This is a genomic window from Janthinobacterium sp., from assembly GCF_031995485.1.
Taxonomy (GTDB): Bacteria; Pseudomonadota; Gammaproteobacteria; order Burkholderiales; family Burkholderiaceae_D; genus Janthinobacterium.
This window is the reverse complement of the sequence record NZ_DAMAGB010000019.1, coordinates 1-18,587: the sequence shown is the minus strand read 5'-3', so window position 1 is coordinate 18,587 and position 18,587 is coordinate 1. Positions and strand designations below refer to the sequence as shown.

Here is an 18,587-nt window from a genome sequence, read left to right as displayed (position 1 = left end):
AGGTGCCGTCGGTGTTGACCACCACCGTGCCATGCGCCGGGTCGCTGCCCTTGCCATAGGTGATGGTGTCGCCATCAACGTCGGTGGCCGCCGGCAGGCTGCCCGACTTGACCGTGTCTTCTGCAGTGGTAATCGCCGTGCCGGACGCGGTCGGCGCATCGTTGACCGGGCTGACCGTGACGGCCACCGTATAGGTATTGCCGCCGCCATTGCCGTCGCTGACCGTGTAGGTAAAGCTGTCGGTGCCGTTGTAGTTGGCCGCCGGCGTATAGGTGTAGGTGCCGTCGGGGTTGACCACCACCGTGCCATGGGCCGGATTGGTGGCCTTGCTGTAGGTAACGGTATCGCCATCGATATCCGTGGCCGCCGGCAGGCTGCCCGACTTGACCGTGTCTTCTGCAGTAGTAATCGCCGTGCCGGACGCGGTCGGCGCATCGTTGACCGGGCTGACCGTAATTGCCACCGTGTAGGTATTGCTGCCGCCATTGCCGTCGCTGACGCTGTAGGTAAAGCTGTCGGCGCCGTTGTAGTTGGCCGCCGGCGTATAGGTGTAGGTGCCGTTGGCATTGACCACCACCGTGCCATGGGCCGGGTCGCTGGCCTTGCCATAGGTGATGGTGTCGCCATCGACGTCGGTGGCCGCCGGCAGGCTGCCGGACCTGACGGTATCTTCCGCCGTGGTGATCGCCGTGGCGGATGCCGTTGGCGCATCGTTGACCGGCGTGACATCGACCGTGACGGTATACGTATTCGAGGCACCCTTGCTGTCGGTAACGGTGTAATTGAAGCTGTCGGCGCCGTTGTAGTTGGCCGCCGGCGTGTAGATATAGGTACCGTTGTTGTAGACCGCCACGGTACCATGCGCAGGGTCGCTGCCCTTGGTATAGATAACCGTATCGCCATCGGCGTCGGTAGCCACTGGCAGGCTGCCGGTCTTGCCGCTGTCTTCGGTGGTGGTGATGGTGGTGCCAGACGCGGTCGGCGCGCGGTTGGCCGGATCGGCAAAGTCGACCACGATATCGGCGCGCGCGGCGCCCGTGACGGCGCTGGCCAGCACGCCGCTGAAGGCGCCATTGCCGAAGCTGACGCCAAAGTTGCTGATATCGTTCGCATTGGCGTGCGCGTTGGCGTTGCCGGTAAAGGTCAGGGTGGCGGTGGTGGCGCTGGTGCGCGTGATATGCGCCGTCAGGCCGGCCGGGGTATTGGAAAAGGTGACGCCGGACAGCTCCGCGCCATCGCTGCCGCTGAAACTGCCGTTGGCCAGCGTGATGGTCGAGCTCATCGCAAACGAGCCGTCATTGGCGCTCGCTTCGGTGAAATTGGTGGTGCTGTAGCTCAGGCGCGCGGCCGGGCTGTCGACAACCGTGGTCTGGCCGGCCCAGGCAGGGCCGATACTGAAGTCGAGCGCGAAATAGGCCGTGCCTTGCAGCGAACCCGAGCCAGCGACATTGACGCCCGATTTGATCTGGAAGGAACTCATCGAATCGTAGTAGACCTTGACGCGATATTCATCCTGGGCGATCGGGCCGTTATTGGTACCGGTCGGTGATACATACTGAAACGTCACTGAACCGTCTGCCTGGGTTTGGGGTACCAGATAGGTGTTGTTCGACAGTTCATAACGCGAAAAGCCTTTGAACTGTTGATATTGACGGTCACTCGCTCCATTACCGTAGCCGTCAATATCATATGAATTGACAGCGACGTTTTGCAACGTGACAGCCACGCCTGTGCCTGCGCCCGTATAGCTGCCGGCCTTATAGAAATCGATGGTAAACGTGACACCGCCACCAGCGGAAGTCACATTCATATTGGGCTGAAAGTATGCGTTATTGTTGGACGGTTGCGAAGTTGAGTCGTAGCCGTTGCTACTGAGCGTCGCATGATCCAGCGTGGTGGTGACCACCGCATCAACCGCCTGGCCGTTGATGGTAATGACGCTGTTAAAGCGCATCACATCGCCGGTGTTGCGGCCATTGCCAATGATGGGGGTCAGCCCGGTGCTGTTGGCGCCATTGAAGACCAGCTGCTGCCAGTTGGCGTCATACACGGTTTCCACCACCAGTTCGCCCTGCCAGCCGGCGCGGTCCAGTGCCATGGTATCGGTTTCGATGGCGCCGCGCTGCGCTTCCAGGGTCCAGTTGCCGTTAAAAGCAGCCGAGCCGGTGACATCGGTCGAGGCGGCCACGTCGGCCTTCGTCAGATCGGCCAGGCGGTCGACAAAGGCCTGGCCGGCCGCGCCTTCGGCCACGTCGCAGCCGTAGATCAGCAGGTCGCCGTCCAGCGTCAAGGATTGACCCAGCTGCGTGAACTGGTCGCGGTACTGCTCGATATTCGCGCCTGAAATGGTGCTGCCCAGTTCGATCTGGCCGCTGGCACCGTGCGTGACCAGGTGGATCGCATCGACCGGCGCATGGCCTTTCAGGGCGTCCAGCATCTGCTGCAGGCCATCGCGGGTATGGTCGAGCACCACTACTTCGACGCCATCGCGCACGCCGGCCACCAGTTGCTGCAGATTGGTCACGTTGTCTTCGATAAAGATGATCTCATGACGCGTCTGTTCGGCCGGTGTTGCCACGGCCGCAGGCGCCGCTACTGCCGCGGCCGCTTTTTCGGCGGCAGCGCGTTCGGCCGCCGCACCGTCGGCAGCGGCATGCTCGGCGGCAACCTTGGCACCGGCTGCCGTATCGACCGCCGCACCGTCAAACATGATGCGCTGTTCTAGCACCAGCGGCGCCGGACTGCGGCGCTTGAGCGCGCGTCGTGCCGGCGCAACTGGATTCGGGGAAGCTTCAATGACGATGCGGTCTGGATTTTTCATGGCGTATTTTTATCAGTAAGTTTTTGCAGTGGGTTATTTGCCTGCGGGCGGCGTCAGGGCGACCCGTCCACTCATGCCAGCGATCAACTCGGGGAAACGCCCATCGATGGCGGCCGACAGCTTGACCGACTGGCTGACCGGATCGACGCGCGCGCCGATGCGTTGCACCTTGGCCGGATAAGTCTTGCCCGTTTCATCGATGGCAACCTGGAAGCCGTAGCCAGGTTTCAGCCAGGCCAGCCAGCGTGACGGCACGATGAATTCCAGTTCCAGCGCGGAATCATCGATAATTTCCAGCAAAGCCTGGCCAGGTTGCACATATTGCTGCTCACGTACTTTCTGCTCGGTGACACGGCCCGAAAACGGCGCCTGCACGCTGCATTTGCCGATCACTGCCGCACCATAGGCCAGCTCGGCCTTCGCCTTGCCCACTTCGGCTTCCGATACCTCGAGCTCGACCTTGCCGATCGAGCGCAACTCTTCCAGGCGGCGGTTGGCGTTATAGGTGTGCTCGGCCGCCGACAGCATGGCCTTGGCTTTTTCGCGCTGCGCCTGCTGCAGCGAGCAGTCGAGCGAGATCAGGGTCTGGCCGGCGCGGAAACTGCCGCCTTCGGTGACCGAAATGCGGCTGATCTTGGCGCCGACCTCGGCCGCGATGGTGGTGTAGCGGCGCGGCGCCAGCTGGGCGCGCACTTCCTGGCGCTCCATCGCCGCGCGCGGCGCAGCGGCTGCCGGAGCAGCGGCACGCGGGGCGGCAGCGGCCGGCGCTGGCGCTGCCGCCGGCGCCGCCATTACCGGCGTAACCAGCAAGGCGGCCAGCGCCAGGCCGGTCAGGCGAAAGGGACGAGCCATCATCACTTGACCGCCGCAGGTACTGGCGCTTGCACGCCCTTGTTCCAGCCAGCCATCGAGGTGCCGACTTCTTTCGTCAGCTGTTCCAGTGGCATGTCGGTCACGCTGCCCAGCACCGGTTCGAGGCCGATGGTTGCCTGCACCTTGCTGGCCGAGGCTTGCAATTGCGCCAGCGACTGGTAGCGGCGCAGCAGGCTCAGAATGGCGGTGGTGCTGTTGGCAACCTGCTCCAGCTTGCCTTGCGTCTGAGCCGTGCCGCGGTTCTTGATATGCTCGGCGATCTTGGCGTCGGCTTGCCAGATTTCGTCCGCGCGCTGGTATTGCTTGTAAGCGATCTGGTATTGCAGGCGCGACAGGTGGACCTGGGTCAGCACCGTCATCTGCGCCGTCATGCGGCGCTGGTCGGCCAGCTTGACGCCCGCTTCGGCCATGCGTTTTTGCGCCGGGCCGGACAGCAGGTTGAACAGGTTGTACGACAGGTGCACCCCGGCGTCGTTCCAGCGGTTGTTGATCATGTAGCGGTCGCTGTCGTAACGCAGGTCGTAATTGAACGACAGGTTGGGGAACATGCGCAGCATCACGCGGCGCGTTTCTTCGGTGGCGATACGGGCGTTGTAGAACTGCTCGCGGATATCGGCATTTTGCGTGACGGCCAGCTCTTCCATGCGCTCGACCGGCATGTCCAGCATGGCGGCGTCGACTTGCGCACCCGGGTCGCGCACGGTCAGCACCTGGCTCAACGGCGCGTTGATCAGGTGGGCCAGCTCCACGCGGCCGGACGACAGTTCCTGCTCGATGCTTTCGAGCAGGCGCAGGTTTTCCAGCAGCTGGCGCTGGTAGCGCAGCGAATCGACGGGCGAGCGCAGGCGTTCGGCTTCCGCCTTGCGCGCATCCTTCAGCGCGTCTTCCGCCAGATTGATGGTTTCCTGTACTTCGGCGCGCAGCTTCTGTGCGCTGGCCGTGCGCCAGAATGCCGTGCGCACATCCTGGATCAGCGTATGCATGGCCTTGCGGCGGCGCTCGGCGGCGATATTGACGCGGTCGGCGCTCTGCTTGGCGGTGATATAGCTCATGCCGAAGTCCAGCGCGTTCCAGGTCAGGCCCAGGTCATAGGCGGCGTGGTTGCGCTCGGACGAAATATACGGGTTGGCCAGCGACGGCTTGCCGGTCACCGAATCGACGCTGCGCGTGATCAGCTCTTCATTGCGCGTGGTGTAACCGGCGTTGGCCATCAGGCGCGGCAGCATGTCCCAGCTGGCACTGTCGAGCTGGTTCATTGCCAGTGCTTCTTCCATCAGGCGGGTGCGGCGCTCGAGGTTGTACTTCAGCGCGCGCGCAATCGCTTCATCCATCGACAACTCTCCCACCACTGGCGGCACGTTTTCCAGCGCGGCCTGGCGATCGAGCGCGGTCTGGGCTGCCAGCTCAGTGCTCGACAACGGTTGTACTTGAATGGTGCCGCACGCCGTCAGCATGACGGTGACGCAAGCCGCTACGGCTCGGACGATGATTTTTTTTTGCATGAGAGGAAGGCGAAGAAAGGTTAGCGATGGACGTGATATTTTTATATCATCAATTTGCTACTGGGCAATATTGACTTCGGCCAATTATATTTTAATGAAACATTTCTGCATAGATTCAACAATATCTTTTCGACAAATTTACGTGTGGAAATTTCATTAGCAAGACATAAAACAACGTTTCAATATCACCTAGGAAATAGTTTCCTTTTCATGACGCCTTATGGTTTTTTTTGACCACTACGGACGAAAAAAAACCCGGTCAATCCGACCGGGCTTTGGTATTTATTAAATAACGATGTTTTTTATTTTGGCACGTCATTTTCCTCGGCAGTAGCTTCGGCGATCTCCACCTCGGCTGCCGGATCGGCTGGCTCGACGGCGTCGCCTTCCAGCTGTACGTCCTGCTCCTGCCCTTCTTCTTCCTCGTACTCTTGCGCAGCCATACCATCGTCTGGCGCTGCGGCAATTTCCAGCAAGCGCGCTTCGATCGTCAGGTCGACTTCATCCCAGCGCAGCAGGTCCAGCTTGACTTGCGCGCCACGGGCCACGGCCGGCATGCCCGGCAGCTTGATCACCAGCGGAATATCGACCAGGCGCAGGATCTCGTCCTTCAGCACCACGGCATCGACCTGGCGCGCGTCTTCCTGGCTCAGCCAGCGCAAGCACCAGTAGCGTTCCATGTTCGACTGGAAGTCGCCATACGCCGCATACGCCGCGTCAAACGCCGAGACAATGGCGAACAGATTGGCGTCGCGCGGCTTGAACGGCGCCACCAGCGGCGCCGTCACGCCATGTTCGGCGCAGGCAATGATCTGCCATTGATTGACCAGGTCGGTGTACCGGCGCAGCGGCGAGGTGCTCCATGCGTACTGATCCACGCCCAGCCCCTGGTGCGGCGCCGCATGGGTCACCATGCGCACCTGCATCTTTGCCGCCCAGCCATTGCCGGTGCCGCCGCCCTGGCTGCGGTAGATGCCGGGCACGCCATGGTCGTGCAGCAGCTTGCCCCAGGTACTGTTGGCAAAGATCATCAGTTCGGCGACGATCTTGTCGAGCGGCGCGCCACGCTTGCGGCGCACCACGCTGACGATATCGTTTTCCACATAGAAATTGAAATCGACGCGGTTGTTCTGCTCGGGCTTCAGGCCGAACCCTTCGCGCTTCTTCATGCGGCCCTGTTCCAGCTGCTGCGCCCACTGCCACAGCACGGCAAAGTCCGCCTTGTGCGGATACTCGCCCTCGCCGCTGGCCAGCGTTTCTTCATTGACCAGGTCGTCGAGCTGGTTATGGCGCAAGTTGCTGGCGATCGGCACCATCTCGGCGCGCGTTTCCGTGCTGATAACGGCCCAGTCCGCTTTCGGGTCGAGCGTGGCGTACAGCGACAGCGCCGGGCAGGTCGTGCCTTCGGCCAGCGTAAACGCGTTGACGATCTCGTCGGGCAGCATGGTGATCTTGTCGCCCGGCATGTAGACGGTGGACATGCGCTGGCGCGCCATCTTGTCGATCGCGTCGTCCGGACGGATGCCCAGGCCCGGCGCGGCGATATGGATGCCGACTTTCACCATGCCGTCAGGCAGGGGCTGCACCGAGAATGCATCGTCGATCTCGGTGGTGGTCACATCATCGATGGAAAAAGCGGCCACCTCGGCCAGCGGCAGCCTGGCGGTAACAGATGGCACCGGCACGTTGGGGAACCCGGCGCCTTTCGGGAAGTTCTCGAACAAGAACTTCGACAAGTGCAGGTCTTTTGGCGTGGCGACGCCGCCGGTGGCCAGCATCAGGCGCGGCGCGCTGGTATGCAATTCCGTGCACGCCGCTTCCAGCGCCTTGTATTCGATGGTGTTCTTGTCGGGCTTGAACAGCAACTGCAGCACCATCGGCTGCATCGAGGCCGGCAGGCGGTTCTGCTTGAGTTCTTCCACATACGACGCCTGCACCAGCGCCTGCTGCTTTTTCTTTTCGATCCCGGCCAGCGCGGCTTTCAGCGACGCTTCCGGCGCTGCCTTGTAGCGGCCACGGCCCTTCTTGTAGAAATACACGGGCGCCGAATGCAGCGACAGGATCAGGCCGGCAGCTTCGAACGGCAGCGGCGCGTGGCCGAAGTATTCGGCGCCCAGCTCGGCAAAGCCGAACTCTTCTTCGCCTGCCACTTCCCACAGGAAATCGAGGTCGATCTCGGCGGCAACGCCTTTCGCCTGCTCCAGCAGTTCACCCGGGGCCGGCTTTTCATATTGCAGCAGCACATCTTTTACTTTGACCTTGGTGCGCTTGCCGCTGGCCATTTCGACCTGATATGCCTCGCCTGCCTGCGACAAGACCGTACCGACCTTGAAATCGCCGGATTCTTCAAAAAATAGATTCATTGTTATGCTTTGTTAAGTAATGTATCGGGTGCAGCGGTGCGAGTGACAAGTTGCAACTCCAGCACCGCCGGCAAAAAAACTTCCGTCACCAGCAGCAGCCCTTGATGGCGCTGATACAGGCAGCGGCGCGCAAAGAACTGCGCCTGATCGTTGGCACGGCGCCCTTCAAGCGCCAGTGCCGCCTGGGCCCGCTGCACCAGCGGATGGCCGGCGCGCAGGCGCGCAAATTCGAGAGTGCCGCGGCGCACCATGCGGTCGCCAAACAGCGTCGTGCCCAGCGAGCGTTCGCCGAGCGCGGAAAACAGCGGCCAGTCGGTGGCCGTGGCCTGCATCGGCACCACGGTATGGCCAAACACGGCCGGCTGGCCGTCGCAGCGCAGCAGCACTTCGCGCTCCCACACCCGCCCCGCCCGGTGCAGGCCGATAACGGCCGCTTCATCCGTCAGGCAGCGCGCCGTTTCCTGATGCAGGCATTGCACGCGAAACGCCCGGCTATGGGCTTTCAGCCTGGCCGTCAGCGAGCCGCCGGCGGTCAGCCAGTGGCGCAAAGCGGGCGGCGCATTGACGGCGTTGACATGCGCATGCCACTGCGCCTGCCGCAACGAGCCCGGCCTCACCGGCCAGCTTCCGGGTCGATGCCGCAAAATTGCAATACCGGCGCCAGGTAACCGGCAAAGCCGCTGATGCCGTGATCGCTGCCTTCAATGATCGTTTGCTGCGCCCCTGCATAATGCGCCACCATGTCGCGGTAGTCGAGCACTTCGTCGCCGGTGGCGGCGATCAGGAAATACCGTTCTGGCCGCGTAATGGCCGGCACCGCATACGTGCGCAGCTCTTCAATATAGTCGCGCTTGAATTCGAATGGCTCGTCGGAATGAAACGCCGTCGTCACGCCCACGTGCTGCTCCAAATCCAGCAGCGGCACGATGGCGGGATTGAGCAGCACCGCGCGGCAGCCCAGCTGTTCGGCCAGCCAGGTGGCGTAATAGCCGCCCAGCGAGGAGCCGATTATCGTCAACTGTTCCGCCGGTACATCCTTGACCAGCGACAGGGCCAGCCCGATCGCCAGCTTCGGCGAGGCCGGCAGTTGCGGACACCGCCATTCTTCGCTGCGGCCCAGCGCCTGCATCTGCGCGGCCAGCAGGCGCGACTTCATCGACAGCGGCGACGAACGGAATCCATGCAGGTACAGTATCATCGGCCCAGCGCCTCCAGCAGTTTCTGGTGCACGCCGCCAAAGCCGCCATTGCTCATCACGATGATCTGGTCGCCCGGACGCGCCGCTGCCGCCACGGCGGCCACCAGCGCATCGATCTCTTCATACGCGCTGGCAATCTTGCCCAGCGGTGCCAGCGCATCGCCCAGGCTCCAGCCCAGCGATTGCTGGCTGCCAAAGCCGAACACCAGGTCGGCATCCTTGAGGCTGCCCGGCAAGGCGTCTTTCATGGCGCCCAGCTTCATGGTGTTCGAGCGCGGTTCCAGCACCGCCAGGATACGGCCGGTACGTCCAATTTTTTGGCGCAGTCCGCCCACGGTGGTGGCAATCGCCGTCGGATGGTGGGCAAAATCGTCATATACGGTAATATTGTCGACCACGCCGCGCACTTCCATGCGCCGCTTGACGCTCTCGAAGGTGGCCAGCGAATCGCAGGCCTGGGCAATCGGCACGCCCACATGGCGCGCGGCAGCGATTGCCGCCAGCGCATTGCTGCGGTTGTGCTTGCCCGTCAGCGACCAGGCCACGTGGCCTTCGTGCTTGCCCTTGAACAGCACGTCGAAGCTGCCGTGCTCCTGTTCCGTCAATTGCCAGTCGGCATGCTCACCAAAACTTTCCTGTTCGCTCCAGCAGCCGCGCTCCAGCACGCGCTGCAGCGACGCTTCATCGCCATTGAAGACCAGGCGGCCGATGCCGGGCACAGTGCGCACCAGATGGTGGAACTGGGTCTCGATTGCATGCAGATCGGGGAAGATGTCGGCATGATCGTATTCCAGGTTGTTCATCACGGCCGTTTTGGCATGGTAATGCACGAACTTGCTGCGCTTGTCGAAAAACGCCGTATCGTATTCGTCGGCTTCGATGACGAAGAAGTCCGATTCGGCACTCTTGCCGTCGATCGTGCCGGACAGGCGCGCCGAAATGCCGAAATTCATCGGTACGCCGCCGATCAGGAAGCCGGGCGCATAGCCGGCGTCTTCCAGTATCCAGGCCAGCATGGCCGAGGTCGTGGTCTTGCCATGCGTACCGGCCACGGCCAGCACCCATTTATTGCGCAGGATATGTTCGCCGATCCATTGCGGGCCCGATACATACGGCAGGCTGCGGTTGAGGATTTCCTCGACCAGCGGGTTGCCGCGCGACACCACATTGCCGATCACATATAAATCCGGATTGAGCTCGGTCTGTTTCGGGTCGAAACCCTGGATCAGTTCGATGCCCTGCGATTCGAGCTGGGTGCTCATCGGCGGGTAGACATTGGCGTCGCAGCCGGTAACTTTATGGCCGGCTTCCTTGGCCAGGACAGCCAGGCCGCCCATGAAGGTACCGCAAATGCCGAGGATATGAATATGCATGTGATCAGTGCGAAAGACGTGCTTGTTGATGTAAGGAATAAACCAGGTGTGGGATTTTACCTGACGCCATGGTTTTTTCCGCTTCAGAGTATGATCTCGTTCATGACGACCGATGCTTTTGATGACACCAGGCAATTACGCCTGGAAATTGCCGCCGCTGCCGCCCGCCTGGTGGCGCAGGATGGCGCCGACTATGGCAGCGCCAAGCGCAAGGCGGCGCGCCAGGTCCTGGGCGACGCGCCCGGTGGCTCGAATGTGCTGCCCGACAATGAGATGATCGAGGAACAGGTCAGGCTCTACAACGCCCTGTTCCTGGCCGACAGCCAGCCGGCGCGGCTGTTCCAGCTGCGCACGATCGCGCTGCAGGTGATGGAAGCACTGCAACAATTTCATCCGCTGCTCAGCGGTCCCGTGCTCAATGGTACGGCCGGCCCGCACGACGAAATCTACCTGCAGCTGTTTGCCGAGAGCGCCAAGGATATCCATATCTTCTTGCTCAATAAAAACGTGGTGCTGGACATGTCGGAAACGCCGCATTTCAAGGGGCCGCGCTATGATGCGGTCGAGACGGCCAGTTTCCTGTGGAAAAACGAAGGCGTGCATGCGGCCATGTATGAACTCGACGACATGCGCGGCGCGCTCAAGCCCAAGGCGGACGGCAAGGTCGTGCGCACCGATATCGCCGGCCTGCGCACCCTGCTGAGCCAGTCTCAGGCAGAATGAACAAAAACCTTTACCTGAATCAATATGACCAAAAAGAATATTATTGCCTGCGCCATCGTGGCCCTGCTGTTCGGCGCCATGGGCGCCTATGTCGGCATCAACAAGAGCAAACAGCACGCCGATCCGGTCACAACCACGATTGCGCCGGGCGCCAGCGGCCCCGTCAATGAGCTGTATGCATTGTCGCTGCCGGACGCGGCCGGCGCCACGCAAGCCTTGTCGCAATGGAAAGGCAAGAACGTGCTGGTCAACTTCTGGGCGCCGTGGTGCCCGCCATGCGTGCAGGAAATGCCGGAGCTGTCCGAAGTACAAGGCGAATTTGCCGGCAAGAACCTGCAGATTATCGGCATCGGCATCGATTCGGCCACCAATATCAAGACCTTTGCCGAGAAGGTCAAGATCGCGTATCCGGTGTACGTGTCGGGCATGAGCGGCACTGACCTGTCGCGCCATTTCGGCAACGCCACCGGCGGCTTGCCGTTTACGGTGCTGATCGGCGCCGATGGCGAAGTCAAGAAGACCTATCTGGGCCGGCTGAAATTTGATCAGTTGCGCGCGGACCTGGCGAAATTGTAAATTCGACAGCGTGCTTTTTTCTCTTGCCAATGCGTATCTTTGGCGGCAAAATGCGGAACTTTCGCTAAAACGGTCTTCCATACATGGCAAAAAACCTGCTTCTGCTCAACGGTCCCAACCTGAATTTGCTGGGAACGCGCGAGCCTGAGGTCTACGGCGCCAGTACCCTGGCCGATATCGAGCAGGCCGCCATGGCGCAAGCGTTGGCGGCGGGCGCCGATCTGGTATGCTTCCAGAGTAATCACGAAGGTGCACTGATCGACCGTATCCACGCCGCGCGAGCGGAAGGGGTGGACGCGATCGTCATCAATCCGGGTGGCCTGACCCATACCAGCGTGGCATTGCGCGATGCACTGGCCGGGGTGGCCATTCCGTTTGTGGAAGTACATATCTCGAATATTTATCAACGCGAAACGTTTCGTCATCACTCATTTCTGAGCGCGATCGCGCAGGGAACGATCTGCGGGCTGGGTATCGATGGATATCGGTTTGCCATCGACTTTGCGCTTAAAAAACGTTAATCTACGCGATCTGCATGCAATTAGCGCGGCGACGGGTCTTCTGACCGCACCGCATCACTTATAAAACAAATTACATTCCTAGGGGTTTTACATGGATCTACGAAAACTCAAGACCTTGATCGACCTGGTCGCCGAATCGGATATCGCAGAGCTGGAAGTGACCGAGGGCGAAAGCAAGGTTCGCATCGTCAAATCGTCGGCCATGCCGCAAAACCAGATGGTCATGATGCAGCCGCAAGGCATGCAAGCCCCTTACCAGGCCGCGCCGCAAGCAGCCCCTGCGCCAGCCGCCGCTCCGGTGGCCGTGGCCGCCGAGCCGACCGGCTACGTGGTCAAGTCGCCGATGGTTGGCACCTTCTACCGTTCGTCCGCTCCTGGCAGCGCCGCCTACGTTGAAGTCGGTTCCACCGTGAAAGAAGGCGATACCCTGTGCATCATCGAAGCGATGAAGCTGTTGAATGAAATCGATTCCGACAAAGCCGGCGTCGTCACCCAGATCCTGGTTGAAAACGGCCAGCCGGTCGAATTCGGTCAACCCCTGTTCGTGATCGGCTGATAACCCTGTCCAGACGGCCGGCAACGGCCGTTTGCAGTTTTACGCCCCTCACACTTGTTGTTTCGCCGGCTTGCCGGCTCTCACAGACATACGCGAACCTACCATGTTTGAAAAAATCCTGATTGCCAACCGTGGTGAAATCGCCCTCCGTATTCAGCGCGCCTGCCGCGAAATGGGCATCAAAACGGTTGTGGTCCACTCCGAAGCCGACAAGGACGCGAAATACGTCAAGCTGGCCGACGAATCCGTTTGCATCGGGCCGGCACAGTCGGCCCTGAGCTACCTGAACATGCCAGCCATTATCAGCGCCGCTGAAGTGACGGACGCGCAAGCGATCCACCCTGGCTACGGCTTCCTGTCGGAAAACGCCGACTTCGCCGAACGCGTCGAAAAATCGGGCTTCGTGTTTATCGGCCCCCGTTCCGAATCGATCCGCCTGATGGGCGACAAAGTGTCGGCCAAGCAGACCATGATCAAGGCCGGCGTGCCTTGCGTGCCAGGCTCGGAAGGCGCATTGCCGGACGATCCGAAAGCGATCGTGCAAATTGCGCGCAAGATCGGCTACCCGGTCATCATCAAAGCGGCCGGCGGCGGTGGCGGACGCGGCATGCGCGTGGTGCACACGGAAGCCGCGCTGATCAACGCCGTGGCGATGACCAAGACCGAAGCGGGCACCGCTTTCGGCAACCCTGAAGTGTATATGGAGAAGTACCTGGAAAATCCGCGCCACGTGGAAATCCAGATCCTCGCCGACGAACACAAGAACGCCGTCTGGCTGGGCGAGCGCGACTGCTCGATGCAGCGCCGCCACCAGAAGGTAATCGAAGAAGCACCAGCGCCGGGCATCCCGCGCAAACTGATTGAAAAAATCGGCGACCGCTGCGCCGAAGCCTGCCGCAAGATCGGCTACCGCGGCGCCGGCACGTTCGAATTCCTGTACGAAAACGGCGAGTTCTATTTCATTGAAATGAACACCCGCGTGCAGGTGGAACACCCGGTCACCGAAATGATCACCGGCATCGACATCGTGCAGGAACAGATCCGCATCGCGGCCGGCGAAAAGCTGCGCTACCGCCAGCGCGACGTGCTGCTGTCGGGCCACGCCATCGAGTGCCGCATCAATGCGGAAGATCCGTTCAAGTTCACGCCATCGCCAGGCAAGATCGTTTCCTGGCACGCACCGGGCGGCCCCGGCATCCGCGTCGATTCGCATGCCTACGCCGGCTACTATGTGCCGCCGCACTACGACTCGATGATCGGCAAAGTGATCGCTTACGGCGCCACGCGCGAACAGGCCATCCGCCGCATGCAGATCGCGCTGTCCGAAATGGTGGTCGAAGGCATCAACACCAATATCGCCCTGCACCGCGAACTGATGATCGATGCACGCTTCATCGAAGGCGGCACCAACATCCATTACCTGGAGCAGAAGCTGGCCGACATGCCGGACCTGGGCAAGAATATCCACGGCGACACGCCGAGCATTGCCAAGAAATCCGAAATCAAGGCGGGCGCATGAGCTGGACTGAAATCGTCATCGAAATCGCCCGCGACAACGCCGAGGCGATGTCTGACGCGCTGATGGAAGCGGGCGCCCTGTCGGTCTCGGTGGAAGACGCCGACGAAGGCACGGACGCCGAGCAGCCGCTGTTCGGCGAGCCGGGCATGGAACCGAAGGAAGCGGCGTGGGAACGCAGCCGCGTGGTCGCGCTGACCGATGTCGACGCCGACCAGGCGGCCATCGTGGCGGATGCTGCAGCAGCGATCGGCCTGGCCGACGCACCGGCCTTCACCACCCGCCCGGTCGAAGAGCAGGACTGGGTGCGCCTGACGCAATCGCAATTCGCGCCTATCCACATCGGCAAGAACATCTGGGTCGTGCCGAGCTGGCACGAAGCACCGGACCCTGACGGCCTGATCCTGGAACTGGACCCGGGCCTGGCCTTCGGTACGGGCAGCCACCCGACCACGCGCCTGTGCATGGAATGGCTGGAAGCGCATCCCGCGCCCGGCAAGACGGTGCTCGACTACGGTTGCGGCTCGGGCATCCTGGCGATGGTCGCCAAGAAACTCGGTGCGGAAACTGTCGCCGGCGTCGATATCGACCCGCAGGCGATCGAATCGGCGCGCGACAATGCCGAACGCAACGGCTGCGAGATCGAATACTTCCTGCCCGACACGTTCGCCACCTCGGCACACGCCACAGCGAAATTCGATATCGTGGTGGCCAATATCCTGTCGAGCCCATTGAAGCTGATGGCGCCAATGCTGTCGGGCCGCGTGGCCGACGGCGGTGCCTTGATTCTGTCGGGCGTGCTGGCGCGCCAGGCGCAAGAAGTGGCGGCTGCCTACGCCCCGTTCATTCAGCTCGGTGTGTGGGCGGAGCAGGACGGCTGGGTCGCGCTGCACGGCCGCCTGGGTAGCGATGCCGCGCCGGTACCGCGCGCGGAAGGTGCGTAAGCACAGCAATGGCCCTCGCCACCAAATGCCCCCATTGCAACACGATATTTCGAGTCGCTGCTGACCAGTTGAAATTACGTGGGGGCATCGTGCGCTGTGGCACATGCAAGGAAGTGTTTGACGGCAATGCCGCGCTGGTCGATCCAGCCGCGGCATTGTTGCCGTCTGCGGGACCGGCTCCGGCTTCTGCGCCGGTTATTTCCCTTTCCGCGCCGCCGCTGTCGCTCGATATCCCCGACAATTCGCCGCCTTTCGCCAGCGACGACGACGAACCCATCTATTCGCTCGACTTCGATACCTCGTTCGACCCGTTCGGCATCCTGCCTGAAACGGCGCAGCTCAAGGCCGATGACCTTCCCGAAGAAGACGAGCTGGACGACGGCGAACCGATCGACCTCGATCTCGATATCGATCCATCCGTGCCTGGCGAAGCGAGCAATCCGGCCCCGCCTGAAGCGGATGTCCCGCCTGCCGCCGTGCCCGTGCCGATGGCGCCATTCCGCCGCCGCCAGAGCGAGGAAGCGCCCGCCTTTGTCACGTATTTGCGCGACAGCCGGCGCGAACCGAAGCTGGAGGACCAGGCGCCTGTGGCGTCCCTTGCGCCCGTGGAAAAAGTCAGCCTGGACAAGCCGCTTGCCAGGCCCGCCTCCGATGCGCGCCAGGAACCGACCTTCACCGATCACTCATTCGACCTGCCCGCCGCAGAGCCGGCGGATATGGAACTGGAGACAGACGACGTCATCTTGCCGCCCGCTCCTGACGAACCGGCTTTTGTAACGCAGGGCCGCCGCCGCGAACAGAGCGGCAAGGCCCTGCGCATCGCCATGGCATGCGGTGCGGTGGCCTTGCTGCTGCTGTTGCTGCTGCAGGTGATGACCACCTTCCGCAATCCGCTGGCCGCGCAATTCCCGCAGTTCAAGCCGGCGCTGGCCGCGCTGTGTTCGGTCAGCGGCTGCCGGGTCGAGCTGCCGGCCCAGATCGAAGCGCTGGCCATCGAGCAGGGTGAATTGCAGACGCTGGCGCCGCAGCGCTTTTCGTATGTCTCGCAGCTGCGCAACCTGGGCCGCAGCGTGCAGGCCTGGCCCAGCATCGAACTGATTCTCAACGACGACGACGGCAAGCCCGTGCTGCGCCGCGTGGTCGCGCCGCGCGACTACCTGCCGGCCGGCACCGATGTGGCCAAGGGCTTTGCACCGCGTTCCGAGCAGAACATCAGACTGTATTTCACACTCGACCAGCTCACGGCGTCTGGCTACCATATCGCCATCTTTTACCCCTAACTGACACTATCATGACCAAAACTTCGTTGATCTGCGGCTCGCTTGCCACCGACACCATCATGCAATTCCCGGGCCGCTTCGGCGAGTCGCTGCTGGCCGACCAGCTGCACAAGGTGAATGTCTCGTTCCTGGTGCCGACCATGCGCACCGAGTTCGGCGGCTGCTCGGGCAATATCGCCTACAGCCTGAAAATGCTCGGTGGCGATCCGCGCATCGTCGGCGTGATGGGCCAGGACAGCGCCGCCTACCTGGAGCGCCTGCAAAAGCTGGGCATCTCGACCGCCAATATCCTGATCAAGGCCGACAGCTACAACGCGCAGTGCTTCGTCACGGCCGACAGCGACAACAACCAGATCAACGCCTTCCATCCTGGCGCCATGTCGTTCGCGCATGAAAACCCGATCGCCAACGCAGGCCCGGCCCGCGTGGCCATCATCTCGCCGGATGGCGACCAGGGCATGCTCAAGCACGCCGCCGACCTGGCCGAACTGGACATTCCGTTCATGTTCGATCCGGGCCAGCAACTGCCGATGTTCAATGGCGAGCAGCTGATCGACTTCATCAACAAAGCCACCTATGTGTCGGCCAACGACTATGAAATGGAAATGTTGATGGAACGCACGGGCCTGACCCTGCCGGACATCGCCAGCCGCCTGGAAGCGCTGATCGTCACGCGCGGCGAAAAGGGGTCGGAAATTTACACGGGCGGCAAGCGCATCGACATTCCTGTCGTGGTCGCCAAGGAAGTGCTGGACCCGACCGGCTGCGGCGATGCCTACCGCGCCGGGCTGCTGTTCGGCATCACCAACGACCTGGGCTGGGAAACCAGCGGCCGCCTGGCCAGCCTGCTGGGCGCGATCAAGATCGCCACCCAGGGCGCGCAGAACCATGTGTTTACGCCGGAAAGCATCGCCGACCAGTTTGAAGCGGCGTTCGGTTACCGCTATTAATATCCATTGATGCCGTAGGTCGGGTAGGTCGGATTAGGCCGCAGGCCGTAATCCGACCTCACCACCGGCCACGCCAACGGTGTTGTCGGGTTACGCGCGAAGCGCTAACCCGACCTACCCGACCCGCATCACCGTCCCATCACAAAAATCATCCCCACCAGCATCTGCGCAATCTGCAGCAGGATCAGCGCCACCAGCAGCGACAGATCCAGGCTGCCCACCAGCGGCACTACCTTGCGGATCGGACGCAGCAGCGGCTCGTTCAGGGCGCGCACGAACGGCGCCAGCGGCGCATGCGGGTTGACCCAGCTGAAGATGGCTTCGATGATCAGCAGCGCCATGAAACCGTACAGTATCCATTGCAGGAAGCGCTGCAGGGCTTTCAGCAGCACCGCTTCGACCGGCAGGCCGGCGATAAACCAGATGCAGGTGGCCAGCAGCACGATCAGGAAGGCGCCGATCAGGCTGGCCCAGTCATAGCCGCCCACGCCCGGCACCACGCGGCGCAGCGGACGCACCAGCCAGTCGGACAATTGAAAGGTGAACTGCGCCACCGACGAGGGTGGACGCACGCGCACGGCCTGCATCCAGAAACGCAGCAGCAGGACGCCGCCCAGCAGCGTGGCGATGGTATCAACGATCAATGTAAGGATAGTGATCAGCACAAAAAATTCTCCAAAAAAAAACCGCTGTGTGATTATCACACAGCGGCGTGTTGCCTCACCCAGGCACCCGCTTCGTCACATTACGATGGGCGGGTGCTGGTTGGGAATGGCCAGGCTGCGGCCGGTGCCAACACGGTTTTTGCTACGGGTGCGATCGGCGCTGCTGCAGGCTTGGCCGCTTCCGCTTTCGGCGCGGCCTTTTTAGGCGCGGCCTTCTTGGCGGCTGGCTTGGCTGCGGCAGGTGCTGCGGCTGCCGGCGTCGCTGCCGGTGCAGCTTCTGCGGTGGCTACCGGAGCTGCGGCGACTGGCGCTGCGGCTGGTGCGGCGGCCGGCTTGGCTGCTGCTTTGGCCGCGGGCTTGGCCGCCGCTTTTGCTGCAGGTTTTGCCGCTGCCGGCTTGGCCGCTGCCGGCTTGGCTGCTGCTTTGGCGGCAGGTTTCGCTGCCGGTTTGGCTTCAGCTTTAGCTGCAACCTTCGCTGCCGGTTTGGCCGCTACTTTCGTTGCTGGCTTGGCGGCGGCTTTGGCTGCTGGCTTGGCTGCTGCTTTGGCCGCTGGCTTGGCTGCAGGTTTTGCTGCAGGTTTTGCTGCTGCTTTTGCCGCTGGTTTGGCTGCTGCTTTTGCTGCTGGCTTGGCTGCCGCTTTGGCCGCAGGTTTTGCTGCTGGCTTGGCGATTGCTTTTGCTGCAGGTTTCGCTGCTGGCTTGGCTGCTGCTTTTGCTGCTGGCTTG

17 protein-coding genes are annotated in these 18,587 nt (G+C 62.0%); 9 read left to right on the top strand and 8 right to left on the bottom strand.

What is annotated here, in order from left to right; translation table 11 throughout:
• From RTQ46_RS12710 to mpl, 7 genes are all read right to left on the bottom strand, one after another.
• On the bottom strand, positions 1 to 2,821 hold a 2,821-nt coding region (locus RTQ46_RS12710; RefSeq protein WP_312437039.1), incomplete at its 3' end, for a tandem-95 repeat protein.
• A gap of 33 nt (positions 2,822 to 2,854) precedes the next feature.
• The gene (locus tag RTQ46_RS12705; RefSeq protein WP_312437038.1) at positions 2,855 to 3,676 is read right to left on the bottom strand and encodes an efflux RND transporter periplasmic adaptor subunit; all 822 of its coding nucleotides are present in this window, start codon (positions 3,674 to 3,676) and stop codon (positions 2,855 to 2,857) included.
• On the bottom strand, positions 3,676 to 5,196 hold the full coding sequence (locus RTQ46_RS12700; protein ID WP_312437037.1) for a TolC family protein: 1,521 nt from the start codon (positions 5,194 to 5,196) through the stop codon (positions 3,676 to 3,678). Before RTQ46_RS12700 ends, RTQ46_RS12705 begins: the two co-directional genes overlap by 1 nt.
• A 302-nt stretch (positions 5,197 to 5,498) precedes the next feature.
• Positions 5,499 to 7,559 (bottom strand): ribonuclease catalytic domain-containing protein, encoded by a 2,061-nt coding sequence (locus RTQ46_RS12695; RefSeq protein WP_312437036.1) that lies wholly within the window; start codon positions 7,557 to 7,559, stop codon positions 5,499 to 5,501.
• A 2-nt stretch (positions 7,560 to 7,561) separates the two neighbouring features.
• The gene (locus tag RTQ46_RS12690; RefSeq protein ID WP_312437035.1) at positions 7,562 to 8,176 is read right to left on the bottom strand and encodes a chorismate lyase; all 615 of its coding nucleotides are present in this window, start codon (positions 8,174 to 8,176) and stop codon (positions 7,562 to 7,564) included.
• The gene (locus RTQ46_RS12685) at positions 8,173 to 8,757 is read right to left on the bottom strand and encodes a YqiA/YcfP family alpha/beta fold hydrolase (protein WP_312437034.1); all 585 of its coding nucleotides are present in this window, start codon (positions 8,755 to 8,757) and stop codon (positions 8,173 to 8,175) included. Before RTQ46_RS12685 ends, RTQ46_RS12690 begins: the two co-directional genes overlap by 4 nt.
• Entirely contained in the window at positions 8,754 to 10,130 is a 1,377-nt protein-coding gene (gene mpl, locus RTQ46_RS12680; RefSeq protein WP_312437033.1) for a UDP-N-acetylmuramate:L-alanyl-gamma-D-glutamyl-meso-diaminopimelate ligase, read from the bottom strand. The genes RTQ46_RS12685 and mpl overlap by 4 nt, the downstream gene beginning before the upstream one ends.
• A gap of 102 nt (positions 10,131 to 10,232) precedes the next feature.
• Between mpl and RTQ46_RS12675 the strand changes: the two genes are divergently transcribed.
• From RTQ46_RS12675 to RTQ46_RS12640, 8 genes are all read left to right on the top strand, one after another.
• The gene (locus tag RTQ46_RS12675; protein ID WP_312437032.1) at positions 10,233 to 10,853 is read left to right on the top strand and encodes a hypothetical protein; all 621 of its coding nucleotides are present in this window, start codon (positions 10,233 to 10,235) and stop codon (positions 10,851 to 10,853) included.
• Between the two features lie 24 nt (positions 10,854 to 10,877).
• Positions 10,878 to 11,429, top strand: a complete 552-nt coding sequence (locus tag RTQ46_RS12670) for a TlpA disulfide reductase family protein (protein ID WP_312437031.1) — start codon at positions 10,878 to 10,880, stop codon at positions 11,427 to 11,429.
• A gap of 83 nt (positions 11,430 to 11,512) precedes the next feature.
• Positions 11,513 to 11,950 carry a type II 3-dehydroquinate dehydratase gene (aroQ, locus tag RTQ46_RS12665; protein ID WP_308924451.1) on the top strand — a complete coding sequence of 146 codons (438 nt, stop codon included), beginning with the start codon at positions 11,513 to 11,515 and terminating at the stop codon, positions 11,948 to 11,950.
• Positions 11,951 to 12,041: 91 nt separating this feature from the next.
• Positions 12,042 to 12,506, top strand: coding sequence for an acetyl-CoA carboxylase biotin carboxyl carrier protein (accB, locus tag RTQ46_RS12660; RefSeq protein ID WP_312437029.1), 465 nt, complete (start codon positions 12,042 to 12,044; stop codon positions 12,504 to 12,506).
• A 103-nt stretch (positions 12,507 to 12,609) separates the two neighbouring features.
• Entirely contained in the window at positions 12,610 to 14,025 is a 1,416-nt protein-coding gene (gene accC, locus RTQ46_RS12655; protein WP_312437027.1) for an acetyl-CoA carboxylase biotin carboxylase subunit, read from the top strand.
• Positions 14,022 to 14,966, top strand: coding sequence for a 50S ribosomal protein L11 methyltransferase (gene prmA, locus RTQ46_RS12650; protein ID WP_312437025.1), 945 nt, complete (start codon positions 14,022 to 14,024; stop codon positions 14,964 to 14,966). The genes accC and prmA overlap by 4 nt, the downstream gene beginning before the upstream one ends.
• Before the next feature lie 8 nt (positions 14,967 to 14,974).
• Complete coding sequence (locus RTQ46_RS12645) at positions 14,975 to 16,246, top strand: DUF3426 domain-containing protein (protein ID WP_312437024.1); 1,272 nt, start codon at positions 14,975 to 14,977, stop codon at positions 16,244 to 16,246.
• 11 nt (positions 16,247 to 16,257) lie between these two features.
• Positions 16,258 to 17,196, top strand: a complete 939-nt coding sequence (locus tag RTQ46_RS12640) for a carbohydrate kinase family protein (RefSeq protein WP_312437023.1) — start codon at positions 16,258 to 16,260, stop codon at positions 17,194 to 17,196.
• Between the two features lie 128 nt (positions 17,197 to 17,324).
• Here RTQ46_RS12640 and RTQ46_RS12635 read toward each other — a convergent pair whose 3' ends face one another.
• Positions 17,325 to 17,861 (bottom strand): YggT family protein, encoded by a 537-nt coding sequence (locus tag RTQ46_RS12635; protein ID WP_312437022.1) that lies wholly within the window; start codon positions 17,859 to 17,861, stop codon positions 17,325 to 17,327.
• A 357-nt stretch (positions 17,862 to 18,218) separates the two neighbouring features.
• On the opposite strand from RTQ46_RS12635, the gene RTQ46_RS12630 reads away from it, so the two are divergent.
• The coding region (locus tag RTQ46_RS12630; protein WP_312437021.1) for a hypothetical protein at positions 18,219 to 18,587 on the top strand (369 nt) is incomplete at its 3' end.

Excerpts from the sequence above, each read along its gene's own strand:
- RTQ46_RS12705 (WP_312437038.1), bottom strand. The coding sequence starts at position 3,676 with ATGATGGCTCGTCCCTTTCGCCTGACCGGCCTGGCGCTGGCCGCCTTG.
- RTQ46_RS12700 (WP_312437037.1), bottom strand. The coding sequence starts at position 5,196 with ATGCAAAAAAAAATCATCGTCCGAGCCGTAGCGGCTTGCGTCACCGTC.
- RTQ46_RS12695 (WP_312437036.1), bottom strand. The coding sequence starts at position 7,559 with ATGAATCTATTTTTTGAAGAATCCGGCGATTTCAAGGTCGGTACGGTC.
- RTQ46_RS12685 (WP_312437034.1), bottom strand. The coding sequence starts at position 8,757 with ATGATACTGTACCTGCATGGATTCCGTTCGTCGCCGCTGTCGATGAAG.
- mpl (WP_312437033.1), bottom strand. The coding sequence starts at position 10,130 with ATGCATATTCATATCCTCGGCATTTGCGGTACCTTCATGGGCGGCCTG.
- RTQ46_RS12675 (WP_312437032.1), top strand. The coding sequence starts at position 10,233 with ATGACGACCGATGCTTTTGATGACACCAGGCAATTACGCCTGGAAATT.
- RTQ46_RS12670 (WP_312437031.1), top strand. The coding sequence starts at position 10,878 with ATGACCAAAAAGAATATTATTGCCTGCGCCATCGTGGCCCTGCTGTTC.
- aroQ (WP_308924451.1), top strand. The coding sequence starts at position 11,513 with ATGGCAAAAAACCTGCTTCTGCTCAACGGTCCCAACCTGAATTTGCTG.
- accB (WP_312437029.1), top strand. The coding sequence starts at position 12,042 with ATGGATCTACGAAAACTCAAGACCTTGATCGACCTGGTCGCCGAATCG.
- accC (WP_312437027.1), top strand. The coding sequence starts at position 12,610 with ATGTTTGAAAAAATCCTGATTGCCAACCGTGGTGAAATCGCCCTCCGT.
- prmA (WP_312437025.1), top strand. The coding sequence starts at position 14,022 with ATGAGCTGGACTGAAATCGTCATCGAAATCGCCCGCGACAACGCCGAG.
- RTQ46_RS12645 (WP_312437024.1), top strand. The coding sequence starts at position 14,975 with ATGGCCCTCGCCACCAAATGCCCCCATTGCAACACGATATTTCGAGTC.
- RTQ46_RS12640 (WP_312437023.1), top strand. The coding sequence starts at position 16,258 with ATGACCAAAACTTCGTTGATCTGCGGCTCGCTTGCCACCGACACCATC.